Raw genomic sequence first — 15,480 nt, 5'->3', positions numbered from 1 at the left:
ACGGCGTCGCTCAATGGGGGAAGGGCACGCCGTGGCGTTCGGCGATCAGCTCCAGGATGCGGCGGGTGTCGGTGACGAAGCGCAGGCCCTGGTGGCTGAGGGCATCGGCGGGCGCGGGGGCCGTATCGCCGAAAATCAGCACCGGCAGGCTCTGATTCTCCTCGCCAAGCAGGGCGACGACGGGCGCGCGGGGTGTTGCGAACGGCACCCGCACCACGTCGATCGCCTCGGTGAGCCTGGGGTTGGCGGCGAGCACGCCTTCCACCTGGTTGCAGTGGGGGCAGAAGAAAGCGCGTCCGGGGACGGCGGGGTCCTCGAAGCCCGGGGAAATCAGGAACAGGCGGTCACGGCTCATGGGGGGCAAGCGCTTCTGTCTGTGTCGGTCGGACGGGTCGGTCCGCCGGTGAAGGAAAAAAGGCCGGGCCTGCGGTTCAGGCAGGCCCGGCGAGGTTCGCCGGGAGGGATCGCTCTCAGGAGTGGCCGGCGGAAAACGCATCGAGGGGATCGCCCTCGATGGCGGTGGAGGGGCGCTCGTCCACGCCCAGCGGCACCTCGCCCTTGAGGGTGATGCGATAGAGCTGGCGGTCGAAATCGAGGCTGTAGATGTCGCGTGGGGCGAGATGGGCGGTGGTCCGGTTGTCCCAGAAGGCGATGGAGCCTTCCCGCCAGCGGAAACGCACGGTGAATTCCGGCCGGGTGATGTGCTCGAACAGCAGCTCCAGGATCTGCTGGCTCTCGCGTGGCGACAGGCCGGTGATGCGCTTCAGGAAGGAAGGGCTGACGAACAGCACCCGCTCGCCGGTCTCCGGAATCACCCGCACCAGCGGGTGCTCGCTCTCCAGCGGGCGGCGCCGGTTCCGGTCGTTGAAGTCCGCGGTCGCGTTCTGGCCTTCAGGCGGGGAGAACGCGTGGACGCCGCGTAGCGTGTCGATGAAGCCCCGCAGGGTGGGGGAGAGCGCCTCGTAAGCCACCGCGAGATTGGTCCAGAAGGTGTCGCCGCCATAAGGCGGGATCACCACGCCGCGCAGGATGGAGGCGGCAGGTGGGTTCACCGCGGCGGTGACATCCGTGTGCCAGCCGGTCCAGGGGCGGATCAGCGGCTCGCCCGTATGGCGGGTGGCGAAGCGATCTCGGCCGATGGAATAGACCTCCGGATGACCCTCCACGAAGCCGAACACGGGGTGGCCAATGGTGGGGGCGCCAAAGGCGCGCGCCAGCTGGACGTGCTGCGCGTGGGTGAGCGGCTGGTCGCGGAAGAAGACCACCTTCCACTTCAGGAGCGCGGCGCGGATCTCGTCCACCACGTCCTGCGCCAGCGGTCGGGACAGGTCCGGCCCGTCGATCTCGGCACCGATATGGCCGGTGAGCGGATGCACGGCGATGTGACGGGGCACGAAGGCGGGTGCCTCCGCGGAGTAGGCGAGGGCGGGCGTGGCACTGCTCATGGGCCTTCCTTTCGCGGGCTTCGGGGTATGGCGGGCAGCTCGGGCACGGGTCCGCGGGCAAGCACGTCGCCGGGCGACGGGACCGTGATCGCGCTTTAGTTCAGTTAATGCATCGATTTTATATAAAATCAATTGACGAAATGTGCCGTGCCCCTATCGTTGGCTTCCCGATCAGCCTCGAAGGAGATGCCCTTGCCTCCCGCCCCCGCCTCGTCCGCGAAGTCATTGACTTTCCGTGTGGAAATCCACCGGCGCACGGTTCTGGCCGGGGCTGCCGCGCTGTTTCTCGGCAGCGGTGGCGCCTTCGCGCCGGCCTGGGCCAAGGATGAGGCGGAGGGGGCGGGATCAGCGCCCGTCAAGGGCGGCGTGCTGCGCTTCCTGGTCGAGCATGAGCCGTCGACCCTGGTGACCATCGCCCACACGGCAGGGCCGACTCAGCGCATCTCGCCCAAGGTGACGGAGGGGCTCCTCACCTATGACCTCAACTTCAATCCCCAGCCCGCCCTTGCCACCCGGTGGGACGTCAGCGCCGACGGGCTCACCTACACCTTCAAGCTGCGCGAGGGGGTGAAGTGGCACGACGGCCAGCCCTTCACGGCGGCGGACGTTGCTTATTCCATCGAGCTCCTGAAGAAGATTCACCCGCGCGGACGCGGCACCTTCGCCTCGGTCACGGCGGTGGAGACGCCGGATGACCATACGGTGATCATCCGCCTGTCGAAGCCGGCGACTTATCTTCTCACCGCGCTCGACGCCAACGAATCACCCATCGTTGCCAAGCATATCTATGAGGGCACCGACCCTCTCACCAACAAGAACGGTTCGGCGCCCATCGGAACCGGCCCCTTCCTCTTCAAGGAATGGGTGCGGGGTAGTCACATCATCCTTGAGCGGAACCCCGATTACTGGGATGCGGGCAAGCCCTATCTCGACCGCGTGGTGGTGCGCTTCATCGCCGACCAGAGCGCCCGTTCCGCTGCATTCGAGGCCGGCGAGCTCGATCTCGCCGGTGGCCCGCCGGTGCCCTATGCGGACCTGGCGCGGGTCTCGGCGCTGCCTGGCCTCGGGGCGGAAACGCGGGGCTATGACTATGCCGGGCGCATGACCCAGCTCTATTTCAACTTCGAGCGGCCGCAGCTCCAGGACCGGCGCGTGCGGCTGGCGATCGCACAGGCCATCGATCTGCAGAAGCTGCTGGACGTGGTCTATTTCGGCTATGGCAAGGTCGCGGCCTCGGTCATCAGCCCCAATCTGAAGGCTTTCGTCGATCCTTCCCTCGAGCCCTACGGCTACGACGTGAAGGCCGCCAACGCTCTGCTGGACGAGGCCGGCTACCCGCGCAAGGCCGACGGCACGCGCTTTGCGCTGCGCCTTTATGCCAACCCGTTCAACACCCAGGCCGCCGGAGACTTCGTGAAACAGTCCCTGGCCAAGGTGGGCATTCCGGTGGATTTCCAATTCTTCGATTTCGCGACCTATATCCAGAAGACATATACCAGCCGCGACTTCGACATTACTCTGGAATCCCTGCAGAACCTTTTTGATCCCACCCTCGGCGTGCAACGCACGCTGTGGTCCAGGAACTTCCGCATCGGGCTGCCGTTCTCCAATGCCTCGCACTACAGCAATCCGGAGGTCGATCGTCTCCTGGAGGCGGCGGCGATCGAGAGGGATCCGCAGGCGCGCCGCCAGCTCTGGTTCGATTTCCAGAAGCTGGTGCACGACGATGTCGCCGCCGTCGGCCTCCTCGCCCCCGACGGCGTGACGATCTTCAATCGGAAGGTGAAGAACCACACCATCGGCGTGACCGGCGTCGATGCGTCCTTCGCCGACGTCTATATCGAGGCCTGAGCCATGGGCCGCGACAGCATCTGGCGGGGCCGGCCATGAGGCAGCTTCCCCGCATCCTCACGGCGGTGCGCCGCACGGCCTTGCAATCGGTGCCGACCATCGTCGGCATCGTCATCCTCAACTTCTTCCTGCTCCGCCTTGCGCCCGGCGATGCCGCCGACGTGCTGGCGGGTGAAGCGGGCGCGGCGACGGTGGAAACCCTGGCGGCGCTGAAGGCGAAGTTCGGTTTCGACCTGCCGGTGCTGCAGCAGCTCGGCGCCTATCTGTGGAACCTCACTCATTTCAGCCTCGGCATCTCGCCACGCTACAACCAGCCGGTGGCGGCCCTCATCGCCGAGCGCCTGCCCAACACCTTGAGCCTCATGGGCGCCGCGCTCGGCTTCGCGCTGCTGACGGGCATCGCCCTCGGCGCCGTGATGGCGAGCTTTGCCGGGCGCGTGCCGGACAAGGTGCTGAGCGTGCTCTCGCTGCTGTTCTATTCCATTCCCAGCTTCTGGATCGGGCTGATGCTCATCGTGCTGTTCGCGGTGAAGCTGGGCTGGCTGCCCAGCGGCGGCGCCGAGACCATCGGCGCCGGGCTCTCCGGTGGCGAAATGCTGCTGGATCGGGCGCGTTATCTGGTGTTGCCGGCCTTGTCCCTGGCGCTGTTCTACGTGGCCATCTATGCCCGCCTCACCCGCGGCGAGATGCTGGAGGTGAAGGCCCAGGACCATGTGCGAACCGCACGGGCCAAGGGGCTCTCGCCGTTCGCTGTGGCCACCCGCCACGTGCTGCGCAACGCGCTCATCCCCGTCACCACCATGGCCGGCATTCATCTCGCCGGATTGCTCGGCGGAGCGGTGGTGGTGGAGACGGTCTATAGCTGGCCGGGCCTGGGGCGGCTCGCCTATGAGGCGGTGCTGGGGCGCGATTTCCACGTGCTGCTGGGCATCCTCCTGCTCTCCTCTTTGCTGGTGGTGGCCATCAATGCGGCCATCGACATCCTGCAGGCCGCGCTCGACCCGCGGATCGAGGTGCGCTGATGCACGGCACGGACACCTTCAATCGAACCGCCGGCGCCCGCGTCGCGGCCAGCCGCGAGCAGAACCTGCCGCCTTCCCCCGAGGCCGAGGCGTGGCCCAATGTCCATGCCCCCGATGCCGCCCGCGCGGCGACGCAGGAGGTGCAGCGCCTCACGCCCGCCAGCGGCCGCCGGGCGCTCCGGGCCTTCCTCGCCAATCCGACCGCGGTGGCCGGTTGCCTCATCCTTGTTTTCGTGACGGCGGCGGCACTGCTGGCGCCGCTGCTCTTCCCGGACGATCCGCTGGAGATGGCGGGCCGCCCGCTGCTGTGGCCGGGGCAGGATCCGCGCTTTCCCCTCGGCACCGATGCCCTGGGGCGCAACGTGCTGGCGGGGCTGGTCCACGGGGCGCGGGTGAGCCTCCTCATCGGCGCGTCCGCCGCCATTGTGGGGCTCCTCGCCGGCATTCTCATCGGCGCCACCGCCGGCTATTTCGGCGGGGCGGTGGATGACGGGCTGGTCAAGCTGGTGGAGATCTTCCAGACCATTCCCAGCTTCATCCTGCTGATCGTCCTGGTGGCCATCGCCGCGCCGTCCATCCCGTCCATCGCCCTGGCCATCGGCGCGGTGTCGTGGCCGCAGGTGGCGCGGCTCGTGCGGGCCCAGTTCCGGGCGCTGAAGGAGAAGGAGTTCGTGGCCGCTGCCCACGCGCTGGGCTACGGGCATGCCCGCATCATCTTCCGCGAGATCCTGCCCAATGCCCTGCCGCCGGTGATCGTGCTCATCTCGGTGACGGTGGCCACCGCCATTCTCATGGAAAGCGCGCTCTCCTTCATGGGGCTGGGCGACCCCAATGTGGTGAGCTGGGGGTCCATGATCGGCGCCGGGCGGGAGCTTCTGCGCACGGCCTGGTACCTCGCCGCCGTGCCGGGGCTTGCCATCGTCGCGACCGTGCTCGCCCTCAACCTCATCGGCGACGGCCTCAACGACGCGCTCAATCCGCGCCTGTCGGGGGAGGGCCAGGGATGAGCGCGCTTCTCGACGTGCGGGGCCTCTCCATCGCCTTCCCCCGGGCGACGCCGGTGCGCGATGTCTCGCTCACGGTGGAGCCGGGCGAGACGGTGGCGCTGGTGGGCGAAAGCGGCTCCGGCAAGTCGCTCACCGCTCTGGCGCTGCTGCGCCTGTTGCCCGAGCGGGCGCGCATCGCCTCCGGCGAGGTGCTGTTCGGTGGGCGCGACCTTGCCCGCCTGGGCGACCGGGAGCTGCGCGACGTGCGCGGGCGCGACATCGCCATGGTGTTCCAGGAGCCCATGACCGCCCTCAACCCGGTGCTCAGCGTGGGCGACCAGATCGCCGAGGTGGTGCGCCTCCACCAGGGGCTTTCGCGCCGGGCGGCGCGGGCGCGGGCGGTCGAGCTCCTCGACCTCGTGCGCATCCCGGAGCCGCAGCGGCGGGTGGCGGAATATCCCCACGAATTGTCCGGTGGCATGCGCCAGCGGGTGATGATCGCCATCGCGGTGGCCTGCTCCCCGCGCCTGCTCATCGCCGACGAGCCCACCACGGCGCTGGACGTGACCATCCAGGCGCAGGTGCTGGACCTTCTGGACGCGCTGCGGCGGGACCTTTCCATGGGCCTGCTTCTCATCACCCACGATCTGGGCGTGGTGGCCGAATGGGCGGACCGGGTGGCGGTGATGTATGCGGGCCGCAAGGTGGAGGAAGCGCCGTTCGAGGCGCTGTTTGCTACTCCCCTGCACCCCTATACGCGCGGCTTGCTCGCCGCCTCGCCCCGGCTTGAGGCGGGGCAGCATTGTTCGGCGGGACCGCTGAACGAGATCCGTGGATCCATCGCCTCGGCGGCCGGAGAGAAAGGCTGCGCCTTTGCCCCGCGCTGCCCACTGGCGCGTGCCGCGTGCCGCATCGCCGTGCCGGACCTCGTGAGCATCGCGCCCGGCCGCCTGTCGGCCTGCCCTGTCACCACAGCAGCACCTGTCTCGGAGGCGTGCCATGCCGCTCCTGTCGGTTGAGGACCTTCATGCCGGCTATGCCGTGGGCGGCCAGATGCTGCGCGCGGTGGATGGCGTCTCGTTCACGGTCAACACCGGGGAGACGGTGGGCCTTGTGGGTGAATCCGGATGCGGCAAGTCCAGCCTCGCCAAGGTGCTGATGCGCCTCGTGGACCCCACGGCGGGGCGCATCCTGTTCGATGGGACGGATGTGGGGCCGTTGAAGGGCGGCCCGCTGAAGAGCTATCGCCGGCAGGCGCAGATGGTGTTCCAGGACCCCTTCGCCTCCCTGAACCCGCGCCACACCGTGGCCGAGATCCTCAAGGGGCCGCTGGAGGTGCACGGCCTCGGCAGCCGCGCCGAGCGGGCGCAGGCGGCGGGCGCGGCGTTGGAGCGGGTGGGCCTGCCGCGCGCGGCACTGTCGCGCTATCCGCACGAATTCTCGGGCGGCCAGCGCCAGCGCCTGGGCATTGCCCGCGCCCTCATCCTGTCGCCGCGCCTCGTCATCTGCGACGAGCCGGTCTCCGCGCTCGACCTGTCCATTCAGGCGCAGATCCTGAACCTTTTGTCGAAGATGAAGGCCGAGCTTGGCCTCTCCTATCTCTTCATCTCCCATGATTTGTCGGTGGTGCGTTATTTCGCCGACCGGGTGCTGGTCATGTATCTCGGCCGCATCGTCGAGACCGGGAGCTGGCAGGAGATCTTCAGCCGCCCGCTCCATCCCTATACCCGCGCCCTGATGGAGGCGGTGCCCACACCCGGGCGCCGGCGCCATGCCGCGCCCCTTTCGGGGGACCTGCCGAGCGCGCGCAACGTTCCCGCCGGATGCCGCTTTCATCCCCGCTGCCCCCTCGCGACGCCTTTGTGCACCGAGGCCGATCCGGTGCTGCGCCCGGCCGGGGGCGGCCAGCAGGTGGCCTGCCATCACGCGCCCACGGGCGCCCCCCATTGAAGGATGCTCCCATGACCTCCTCGCTGAGTTCCCCCGATTATCGCTATCTCGGCCGAAGTGGGCTCAAGGTGCCGAAGCTGGCGCTGGGCACCATGATGTTCGGCGGCCCCACCGACGAGCCTACCTCCCACCGCATCATCCACCAGGCCAAGGCAGCCGGCTTCTTCTTCATCGACACCGCCGACGCCTACCAGAAGGGTACGACCGAGGAGGTGGTGGGCCGCGCCATCAAGGCGGATCGCGATGCCTATGTGCTCGCCACCAAGCTCGCCAATCCCGGCGGGGAGGGGCCGAACCGGCAGGGCCTGTCGCGCAAATGGGTGATCGAGGCGGCCGAGGCCAGCCTCAGGCGGCTCGGCACCGATTATATCGACATCCTCTATTTCCACCGCGCCATCTTCGACCAGCCCCTGAGCGAGGCGGTGCGGGCGGTGGCGGACCTCATCCGCGCCGGCAAGGTGCGCTATTTCGCGGTGTCCAACTTCCGCGGCTGGCGCATCGGCGAGGTGGCGCACCTGGCCGATCAGCTCGGCATCGACCGGCCCATCGCCAGCCAGCCGCTCTACAACATCGTGGATCGCACCGCCGAGGTGGAGCAGCTTCCCGCCGCCCATCATCACGGCCTCGGCGTGGTGTCCTATTCGCCGCTGGCGCGCGGCGTGCTGACCGGGAAATACCTTCCCGGCGCCGCGCCCGCCGCCGACAGCCGCGCCGGGCGCGGCGACCGGCGCATCCTGGAAACGGAATGGCGTCCGGAATCCGTCGCCATCGCCCAGGCCATCGCCCGCCATGCGGCGGAGCGCGGCATCTCGGCCGCCACCTTCGCCCTCTCCTGGGTGCTGAACAACCGGCTGGTCACTTCCGCCATCGCCGGCCCGCGCACTCCGGAGCAGTGGCAGGCCTATGTGGCGGCCCTCGATTACGACTTCACCGCCGAAGACGAGGCGCTGGTGGCGTCCCTTGTGCCAGAGGGGCACGTCTCGACCCAGTTCTACACCGATCCCAGCCACCCGGTGGAGGGCCGCGCGCCCTTGACCGGGGGAGGCGGTGCCGCCGCGCGCGTGGCCGAGCGGGCGCGGGCGCGCGCCGTCGAGCATGCCGCCCCCGCCATCGCCCGCGCCGGCTGAGCCGGCCCCCTGTTCTGCCCCGTCACGCCTTGAGCGATCAAAGGAGAGATCCCATGGCACCCGCCCTGAACCGTACGGCCGCCGGCCGCCAGCTCGTCCTCAACCTGTTCATCTATCCGGGCGGCCACCACGAGGCCGGCTGGCGCTATCCCGGCGCGCGGCCGGAGCGGCTCCTGGACATCGGCTTCTACCAGGACCTCGCTCGCTCGGCGGAGGCGGCGAAGCTCGATGCGGTGTTCTTTGCCGATGGCCCGGCGCAGGTGGACAATATCCGCTACGCCTCGCGCTTCCGCCTGGAACCGCTGACCTGGCTTTCGGCCATCGCGGCGGCCACAAGCCATATCGGCCTCATCGGCACCGCCTCCACCACCTATTACGAGCCTTATAACCTCGCCCGTCTCTATGCCTCGCTGGATCATCTTTCCGGCGGGCGCGCGGGCTGGAACATCGTCACCACCGCCGTGCCGCAGGCGTCGGGCAATTTCAGCCTCGCGGAGACCCCGAGCCATGCCGAGCGCTATGCCCGCGCGGCCGAGTTCGTCGATGTGGTGACCAAGCTCTGGGACAGCTGGGAGGACGATGCCCTCGTCGCCGATCCCCGATCCGGCCTGTTCGCGGACGATCGCAAGATCCATCCCATCGACCATGTGGGCCGGCATTTCCGGGTGAAAGGTGCCCTCAACACCCCGCGCAGCCCGCAGGGCCGCCCGGTCTATGTGCAGGCGGGCTCCTCCGACGACGGCCGCTCCTTCGCCGCGCGCTATGCCGAGGCCATCTTCACCGCGCATCAGACGGTGGAGAGCGCCCGCGCCTTCTATGCGGACATCAAGACGCAGGCGGAGGGGCTGGGCCGCAATCGGGACCATGTGAAGATCCTGCCCGGGGTCAGCCCCTATATCGGATCGAGCGAGTTCGAGGCGCGCCAGCTTCATGACGCCTTCAACGAGCTGATCCAGCCCGAATATTCGCTGACCCAGCTGAAGCAGATCACCGGCGTCGATTTCTCCGGCGCTCCGCTGGACGGGACGGTGCCGCTCGACGCCTTCTCCGACGCGGCCGAGACCAGGAAGGTGGCGAGCCGCTTCCAGCTGGTGGTGGACATCGTGAGGCGGGAAAAGCCCACCCTGCGCCAGCTCATCGACCGTCTCGCCGGGGCGCGCGGCCATTATGTGGCGGTGGGCACGCCGGAGAAGATCGCCGACGAGATCCAGCTCTGGTTCGAGAGCGGGGCCGCCGACGGCTTCAACGTGATGCCGCCCTGGTATCCGGCCGGCTTCGACCTGTTCGCGTCGGAAGTGGTGCCCATCCTGCGGCGGCGGGGGCTGTTCCGCGCCGAATATACCGGCCGCACCCTGCGCGAGCATTACGGCCTGCCGCGGCCGCCCAGCCTCTACGCCGCCGAGGCCCGCGCCACCGCGTGATCCCCCGGTTCCGCACCGCTGCCGTCGGGAGCGGCGCGGCCGCGATCAGGGCTCTTCCCCGTCCATCCGGGGAAGGCCACCGCCCATGTCCGTCTCGCCGGAGGTCTGCCATGTCCCTCGCCGTTTCCACCGCTTCCCTCGGCGCCCCGCATTCCGGTCGCGTCAGGCAAGGCGCGCTCCGCGCTCCGGGGCCGCTTGATCTGCCCGACAGCCCGCTGTCGCGGGCGGCGCGCCAGCCGCTCATGCTGGGCCTGTTCCTGAACCTGCAGGACATCCATTTCTCGGATCACCCCACCAGCAACAGCTGGACCTACGACTACAACGCGGCCCTGGTGCAGAAGGCCGACGCGCTGGGCTTCGACATCGCCTTCTCGCGCACCCAGTGGCTGCCTAAGGGCGGCTATGACGGGGAAGCCTCTCTCGACAGCTTCGTGGCGCTTGGCGCCATGGCGGCCACCACCCGGAACATCTTGCTGATCTCCACCCTCCACGTGCTCTACGGGCCGTGGCACCCCCTGCACATCGCCAAGATCGGCGCCACCTTCGACCACATCTCCAAGGGGCGATGGGGCATCAACATCGTCACCGGCCATCGCGCCATCGAGCACGAGATGTTCGGCTGGAACCGCATCGAGCACGACCAGCGCTATGAGATGGCGGGGGAGCTGTTCGAGGTGCTCGGCCGCCTGTGGCGCGACACCGAGAATTATTCCCACGAGGGCCGGCTCAATCCGTGGAAGATCGTCAACGGCTACATCACGCCGAAGCCGAGCTATGGGCGGCCCATCCTGGTCACTGCCACCGGCTCGGAAGCGGGCATGGATTTCGCTGCCGAGCATTCGGACCTCGTCTTCATCACCTCGCCGGGCGGGGCCCATATCGACAGCGCCCTCGAGACGCTGCCGGCCCATATCGCCGCCATCAAGGCGCGGGCGCGGGCCAGGGGGCGGGAGGTGAAGACCATCATCAACCCCATCGTGGTGAGCCGCGACACGGAGGCCGAGGCCCATGCCTATGCGCGCGCCATCGCCGCGGGGGTGCCTAAGCCGACCCACACCTCGTTCGGCCATCGCGGCTATGAGAGCGATGCCGTGGCCTGGAAGGGCCGCAGCGATGCCCGCCACAAGCAGGGCCTCAACCTCGGCGGCAATATCGAGATCATCGGCACGCCCGAGCAGGTGGTGGAGCAGCTCGCCGCCCTCAAGCAGGCGGGCATCGATGGCGTGCAGTTCAACTTCCACGACTTCGCGCCCGATCTCGATTACTTCGCGCAATCCACCTTGCCGCTGCTGAAGCAGGCCGGGCTCCGGCTGTGAGCCTCCGCGCGCCTCCTTTCAACCTCACACAAGGTTCCTGAAGCCATGACCATTGCCGTCACGCCGCGCCAGGCGGAACACCCCATCGAGCCCCTGTTCCTCGATCGCTGGTCGCCGCGGGCCTTCACCGGCGAGGAGATCCCGCAGGGCGAGCTCAACGCCGTGTTCGAGGCGGCGCGCTGGGCGCCGTCGAGCTTCAATTCGCAGCCCTGGCGCTTCCTTTACGCCCGGCGCGGCACGCCCGAGTTCGAGACCTTTCTCGGCCTGCTCATCCCCTACAACCAGCAATGGGCGAAGAATGCGGCGGTGCTCATCATCGCCCTTTCCGCCAGGACCTTCGTGCGGCCCGGCACCACCGAGGCGCAGCCGGCGCGCAACCATTCCTTCGATACCGGGGCGGCCTGGGGAAGCCTCGCCCTGCAGGCGACCAAGCTCGGCTGGCACGCCCACGGCATCGGCGGCTTCGACGTGGAAAAAACCCGCTCAGAACTCAAGGTGCCGGACGATTACGAGATCGAGGCGGCCATCGCCATCGGCCGGCACGGAGACAAATCCATCCTGCCGGAGAGCTTCCATAAGGGTGAGAGCCCCAATGGCCGCCGCCCCATCACAGAAACCGCCTTCGAGGGCGCCTTTCCGAAGGCGTGAGAAGGGCCCCCGAGGCCTAGTCGCGGCAGGGCCCTAATGACGGCAGGGGTATCGGGCCGTCGTTGATTTTAATTCACTAAATCAATCAATATAATTAAATATAGACGCACTGCCATCGCCGCCGCCGGATATTTCCGGCCGCTCCGCCCGGCTCCAACCCAACGGATCCCATGATCAACATCCTTCCTCCCCGCCTGTTCCGTTTTCTCGCCCCCGCTTTGGTCGCCCTGTCCCTGGCCGCGCTCGCCAGCCCGGCGGCTGCCCAGCCGGGAGCGCAGCCGCCGGGCACCGACAAGCCGCTGAAGGTCGGCGTTTCGGCCGGGCCCTATGGGGACGTACTGCGCGAAGCGGCGCGGCTTTCGGCCCAGCAGGGTCTTCCGGCCGAGATCATTGAGTTCAGCGACTGGAACCAGCCCAATGCGGCGCTGGAGGCCGGCGACCTCGACCTCAACAATTTCCAGCACAAGTTTTACCTCGCCAACCAGGTGAAGGCGCGCGGCTATCACTTGGTGGGTCTTGAGGAATCCCTGCTGGTGCCGGCCGGTATCTATTCAAAGACCTTCAAGAAGGCCGAAGACATCCCGGCCGGCGCGAAGATCGCCATCCCCAATGATCCCACCAATGCGGCGCGCGCGCTGCTGCTGTTCGAGAAGGCGGGGCTCATCAAGCTGAAGCCGGGCGCGGGCCTCAATGCCAGCATCCTCGACGTGGTGGAGAACCCGAAGAAGCTTCAGCTCGTCGAGCTCGACGCCGCCCAGCTTCCGCGCTCGCTCGATGACGTGGCCGCCGCCTTCGTCTCCTCCAACTACGCCTACCTGGCCGGCCTCGACCTCAACACGGCGCTGGTGGCGGAGACCACGGACGCGGAGGCCAAGCCTTATTTCACCCTGATCTTCGCCGCCCGCGCAGATCGCAAGGATGATCCGCGCATCGCCAAGTTCATTGAAATCTACCGCTCGGAGCCGGTGAAGGAATTCATCCTCGCCAAGTTCAAGGGAACGATCCTGCCCGCCTGGTGAGCGCATCCATCCCCCGATTTCCGTGACAGGAGCCTTTCCCCATGAACCAACCCCTCACGCGCTCATCCCTCGTGCCCGCGCGAAGCCCCGGCGCCGACTGGGTGGACATCGCCCGCACGGTGGCCGACGCGCTGGCGTCCGACGCCGCCGCACGCGACCATGCCGGCGCCTCGCCGGTGCGCGAGCTGGCGCTGCTGCGCGAGGCCGGCCTGCTCAGCCTGCTCAATCCCGTGGAGCATGGCGGGGGCGGCGGCCGCTTCACCGATGCCCTGCTGGCGACCCGCGTGGTGGCGCGCGCCGATGCCTCCATCGCCCAGCTTTTGTCCTACCATTACCTGCACCTCACCAATGCCCTGTGGCGCGCGGACGCGGCCCAGGCGGAGCGCCTGTCCCGGGCCTCGGTGGCGGGGCAATGGTTCTGGGGCGGGGCCTCCAACCCGCGCGATCCGGAATCGCAGCTCACGCCCGATGGCGAGGGTTTCCGCCTTGACGGGCGCAAGACCTTCGCCTCCAACGCGGCCCTGGCCGATCGCATCACCCTGCGCGCGGCGCTGGGCAATGGCTTCGCGGTGCTGGTGGTTCCAGGCGACCGGGCGGGCGTGAGCCATGGCAATGACTGGGATGCCTTCGGCCAGCGCCTGTCGGAAAGCGGCACGATCACCTTCGACCATGTGAAGGTGGAGCGCGACGAGGTGCTGGGCGATCTTTCCGCCCCGCCACCGGCGCGCACCAGCCTGGTCGTGCCGTTCCACCAGCTCCTCATCGTCAATTTCTATCTTGGCACGGCGGAGGGGGCGCTGGCGGAGGCCAACCGCTATGTGCGCACGATCTCCCGCCCCTGGCAGGCCTCCGGCGTGGAGCGGGCCAGCGAGGATCCCTATATCCTTGAGCATTACGGCAATCTCGACGTGGCGCTGCGCGCCTCGCTGGCGCTGGCGGACGTGGCTGCGGGCGCGTTCGAGACCGCGGTGGCGCGGGGCAATGCCCTCTCGCCCGACGAGCGCAACGTGGCCGCCGCCGCCATCTATGCCGCCAAGGTCCAGGCCAGCCGCACGGCCCTGGAGATCACCTCGAAGATCTTCGAGCTGATGGGCGCGCGGGCCACCGCCAGCCATTACGGCTATGACCGCTTCTGGCGCAACATCCGCACCCACACCCTGCATGACCCGGTGGTCTACAAGGCCCGCGAGGTGGGCAATTACGCCCTCAACGGCCGCATCACCCCCACGCCCCTCTACAGCTGAGAGCGCGCCTCGCGACGCGTCAGGAGGACCTGTCATGAGCCGATCGCGGCCCTTGCGCTTCAACGCCTTCAACATGGCGGCCCCGAGCCACACCTGGGCCGGCCTGTGGACCCATCCGCGCGACACGGCGGCGGACTACAACACCCTCGATTATTGGGTGAAGCTGGCCCGGACCGCCGAGCGCGGCCTGTTCGACGGCGTCTTCATCGCCGACGTGTTCGGCATCTACGACGTCTATGGCGCAAGCCCCGACACCGCGCTGCGCACCGCCGCGCAGACCCCGCAGATCGACCCCACTTTGGTGGTGCCGACCATGGCCCATGCCACGCGGCATATCGGCTTCGGGGTGACCGCCAACCTCACCTACGAGCACCCGTATGCGTTCGCCCGCCGCTTCGCGACCCTGGACCACCTGACCGGTGGCCGGGTGGGCTGGAACGTGGTGACGGGCTATCTCGACAGCGGCGCCAAGGGCATGGGCCAGGCGGCCAACCGTGCCCACGATGCCCGCTATGAGGCGGCCGAGGATTTCCTCGCCGCCGTCTACCAGCTGTGGGAAGCGAGCTGGGAGGATGGCGCCGTGCGGCGCGACCGGGCGCGGGGCGTCTTCACCGATCCCGCGCGGGTGCATCGCATCGTCCATGACGGGCCCTATTACCAGGTGGACGGCATCCAGCTCACCGAGCCCTCGCCCCAGCGCACGCCGGTGCTGTTCCAGGCCGGCACTTCCGGGCGCGGGCGCGCCTTCGCCGCGCGCCATGCCGAGGGCATCTTCCTCAATGGCCAGACCCGGCCCATCCTCGCCGATGCGGTGAAGTCCATCCGCCAGGAGGCCGCCGCCGCCGGCCGCGATCCTTACGACATCCGCCTGTATGCGGGCGCCACCGTCATCGTGGCGCCGACCCGGGCCGAGGCCGAGGACCTGCTGGCGGATTATGCGCGCCATGTGGATACGGCCGGGCAGCTCGCTTTGCTGTCCGGCTGGACCGGGGTCGACCTGTCGAAGGCCGATCCCGAGGAGCCCATCGCCTATGTGCAGAGCAATGCCATCCAATCCACCCTGGAGAACCTGACCCTGCGCAGCACGGTGCCGCTGAAGGTGAAGGATCTGGCCACCCTGTCCGCCACCGGGGCGCGGGCGCCGTTCATCGTCGGCTCGCCGCGGGACGTGGCCGACGAGCTGATCTCCTGGGTGGAGGACACCGACGTGGACGGCTTCAACCTCAACCGGCTGGTCTCGCCGGAAACGCTTGAAGCGTTCGTGGATCTGGTGGTGCCCGAGCTCCAGGCGCGCGGCGTTTATCCCACCTCCTATGGCGAGGGGACCTTGCGGCAGAAGCTGTTCCCCGGCCGTGGCGCGCGCCTGCCGGCCACCCATCCGGCGGCGGCCTTCCGCCGGCCGGGCGCGACGGATGCCGCGGCACCGCTCCCGAACGCCGTTTCCGCCTGAT

At 68.5% G+C, this 15,480-nt stretch carries 14 protein-coding genes; 12 read left to right on the top strand and 2 right to left on the bottom strand.

Translation table 11 applies throughout. The features are described 5' to 3' along the window. Positions 1–10 precede the first annotated feature (10 nt). Complete coding sequence (locus V5F26_RS03135) at positions 11–355, bottom strand: DUF3088 domain-containing protein (RefSeq protein ID WP_394947697.1); 345 nt, start codon at positions 353–355, stop codon at positions 11–13. A gap of 115 nt (positions 356–470) precedes the next feature. Beyond that, the gene (locus V5F26_RS03130; protein ID WP_394947696.1) at positions 471–1,445 is read right to left on the bottom strand and encodes a TauD/TfdA dioxygenase family protein; all 975 of its coding nucleotides are present in this window, start codon (positions 1,443–1,445) and stop codon (positions 471–473) included. A gap of 237 nt (positions 1,446–1,682) precedes the next feature. Between V5F26_RS03130 and V5F26_RS03125 the strand changes: the two genes are divergently transcribed. From V5F26_RS03125 to V5F26_RS03070, 12 genes are all read left to right on the top strand, one after another. Beyond that, positions 1,683–3,296, top strand: coding sequence for an ABC transporter substrate-binding protein (locus V5F26_RS03125; RefSeq protein WP_394947760.1), 1,614 nt, complete (start codon positions 1,683–1,685; stop codon positions 3,294–3,296). A gap of 35 nt (positions 3,297–3,331) precedes the next feature. After that, complete coding sequence (locus V5F26_RS03120) at positions 3,332–4,318, top strand: ABC transporter permease (protein ID WP_394947695.1); 987 nt, start codon at positions 3,332–3,334, stop codon at positions 4,316–4,318. Then, positions 4,318–5,325, top strand: a complete 1,008-nt coding sequence (locus tag V5F26_RS03115; protein ID WP_394947694.1) for an ABC transporter permease — start codon at positions 4,318–4,320, stop codon at positions 5,323–5,325. Before V5F26_RS03120 ends, V5F26_RS03115 begins: the two co-directional genes overlap by 1 nt. Further along, complete coding sequence (locus V5F26_RS03110) at positions 5,322–6,323, top strand: ABC transporter ATP-binding protein (RefSeq protein WP_394947693.1); 1,002 nt, start codon at positions 5,322–5,324, stop codon at positions 6,321–6,323. Before V5F26_RS03115 ends, V5F26_RS03110 begins: the two co-directional genes overlap by 4 nt. Beyond that, positions 6,304–7,254 (top strand): ABC transporter ATP-binding protein, encoded by a 951-nt coding sequence (locus V5F26_RS03105; RefSeq protein WP_394058046.1) that lies wholly within the window; start codon positions 6,304–6,306, stop codon positions 7,252–7,254. The genes V5F26_RS03110 and V5F26_RS03105 overlap by 20 nt, the downstream gene beginning before the upstream one ends. A gap of 11 nt (positions 7,255–7,265) precedes the next feature. Further along, positions 7,266–8,381, top strand: coding sequence for an aldo/keto reductase (locus tag V5F26_RS03100; RefSeq protein ID WP_394947692.1), 1,116 nt, complete (start codon positions 7,266–7,268; stop codon positions 8,379–8,381). A gap of 53 nt (positions 8,382–8,434) precedes the next feature. Continuing rightward, positions 8,435–9,802 (top strand): LLM class flavin-dependent oxidoreductase, encoded by a 1,368-nt coding sequence (locus V5F26_RS03095; protein WP_394947691.1) that lies wholly within the window; start codon positions 8,435–8,437, stop codon positions 9,800–9,802. A gap of 110 nt (positions 9,803–9,912) precedes the next feature. After that, positions 9,913–11,118: an LLM class flavin-dependent oxidoreductase gene (locus tag V5F26_RS03090; RefSeq protein ID WP_394947690.1), complete on the top strand. Its 1,206-nt coding sequence runs from the start codon at positions 9,913–9,915 to the stop codon at positions 11,116–11,118. 45 nt (positions 11,119–11,163) lie between these two features. Further along, positions 11,164–11,766, top strand: a complete 603-nt coding sequence (locus V5F26_RS03085; protein ID WP_394947689.1) for a nitroreductase family protein — start codon at positions 11,164–11,166, stop codon at positions 11,764–11,766. Positions 11,767–11,936: 170 nt separating this feature from the next. Further along, a complete protein-coding gene (locus V5F26_RS03080) occupies positions 11,937–12,785 on the top strand; it encodes a MetQ/NlpA family ABC transporter substrate-binding protein (protein WP_394947688.1) in 849 nt (282 codons plus the stop codon). Positions 12,786–12,826: 41 nt separating this feature from the next. After that, complete coding sequence (locus V5F26_RS03075; RefSeq protein WP_394947687.1) at positions 12,827–14,029, top strand: acyl-CoA dehydrogenase family protein; 1,203 nt, start codon at positions 12,827–12,829, stop codon at positions 14,027–14,029. A gap of 34 nt (positions 14,030–14,063) precedes the next feature. After that, positions 14,064–15,479: an LLM class flavin-dependent oxidoreductase gene (locus V5F26_RS03070; protein WP_394947686.1), complete on the top strand. Its 1,416-nt coding sequence runs from the start codon at positions 14,064–14,066 to the stop codon at positions 15,477–15,479. Position 15,480: the final 1 nt, after the last annotated feature.

Source organism: Xanthobacter variabilis (genome assembly GCF_043831965.2).
Lineage (GTDB): Bacteria > Pseudomonadota > Alphaproteobacteria > Rhizobiales > Xanthobacteraceae > Xanthobacter.
Note: the sequence above shows the minus strand (reverse complement) of the source record. Positions and strands in the feature narration are given on the sequence as shown.

Bases quoted from the DNA above. Each gene is read 5' to 3' on its own strand.
- V5F26_RS03135 (WP_394947697.1), bottom strand. From the start codon at position 355: ATGAGCCGTGACCGCCTGTTCCTGATTTCCCCGGGCTTCGAGGACCCC.
- V5F26_RS03130 (WP_394947696.1), bottom strand. From the start codon at position 1,445: ATGAGCAGTGCCACGCCCGCCCTCGCCTACTCCGCGGAGGCACCCGCC.
- V5F26_RS03120 (WP_394947695.1), top strand. From the start codon at position 3,332: ATGAGGCAGCTTCCCCGCATCCTCACGGCGGTGCGCCGCACGGCCTTG.
- V5F26_RS03115 (WP_394947694.1), top strand. From the start codon at position 4,318: ATGCACGGCACGGACACCTTCAATCGAACCGCCGGCGCCCGCGTCGCG.
- V5F26_RS03110 (WP_394947693.1), top strand. From the start codon at position 5,322: ATGAGCGCGCTTCTCGACGTGCGGGGCCTCTCCATCGCCTTCCCCCGG.
- V5F26_RS03105 (WP_394058046.1), top strand. From the start codon at position 6,304: ATGCCGCTCCTGTCGGTTGAGGACCTTCATGCCGGCTATGCCGTGGGC.
- V5F26_RS03100 (WP_394947692.1), top strand. From the start codon at position 7,266: ATGACCTCCTCGCTGAGTTCCCCCGATTATCGCTATCTCGGCCGAAGT.
- V5F26_RS03095 (WP_394947691.1), top strand. From the start codon at position 8,435: ATGGCACCCGCCCTGAACCGTACGGCCGCCGGCCGCCAGCTCGTCCTC.
- V5F26_RS03090 (WP_394947690.1), top strand. From the start codon at position 9,913: ATGTCCCTCGCCGTTTCCACCGCTTCCCTCGGCGCCCCGCATTCCGGT.
- V5F26_RS03085 (WP_394947689.1), top strand. From the start codon at position 11,164: ATGACCATTGCCGTCACGCCGCGCCAGGCGGAACACCCCATCGAGCCC.
- V5F26_RS03080 (WP_394947688.1), top strand. From the start codon at position 11,937: ATGATCAACATCCTTCCTCCCCGCCTGTTCCGTTTTCTCGCCCCCGCT.
- V5F26_RS03075 (WP_394947687.1), top strand. From the start codon at position 12,827: ATGAACCAACCCCTCACGCGCTCATCCCTCGTGCCCGCGCGAAGCCCC.
- V5F26_RS03070 (WP_394947686.1), top strand. From the start codon at position 14,064: ATGAGCCGATCGCGGCCCTTGCGCTTCAACGCCTTCAACATGGCGGCC.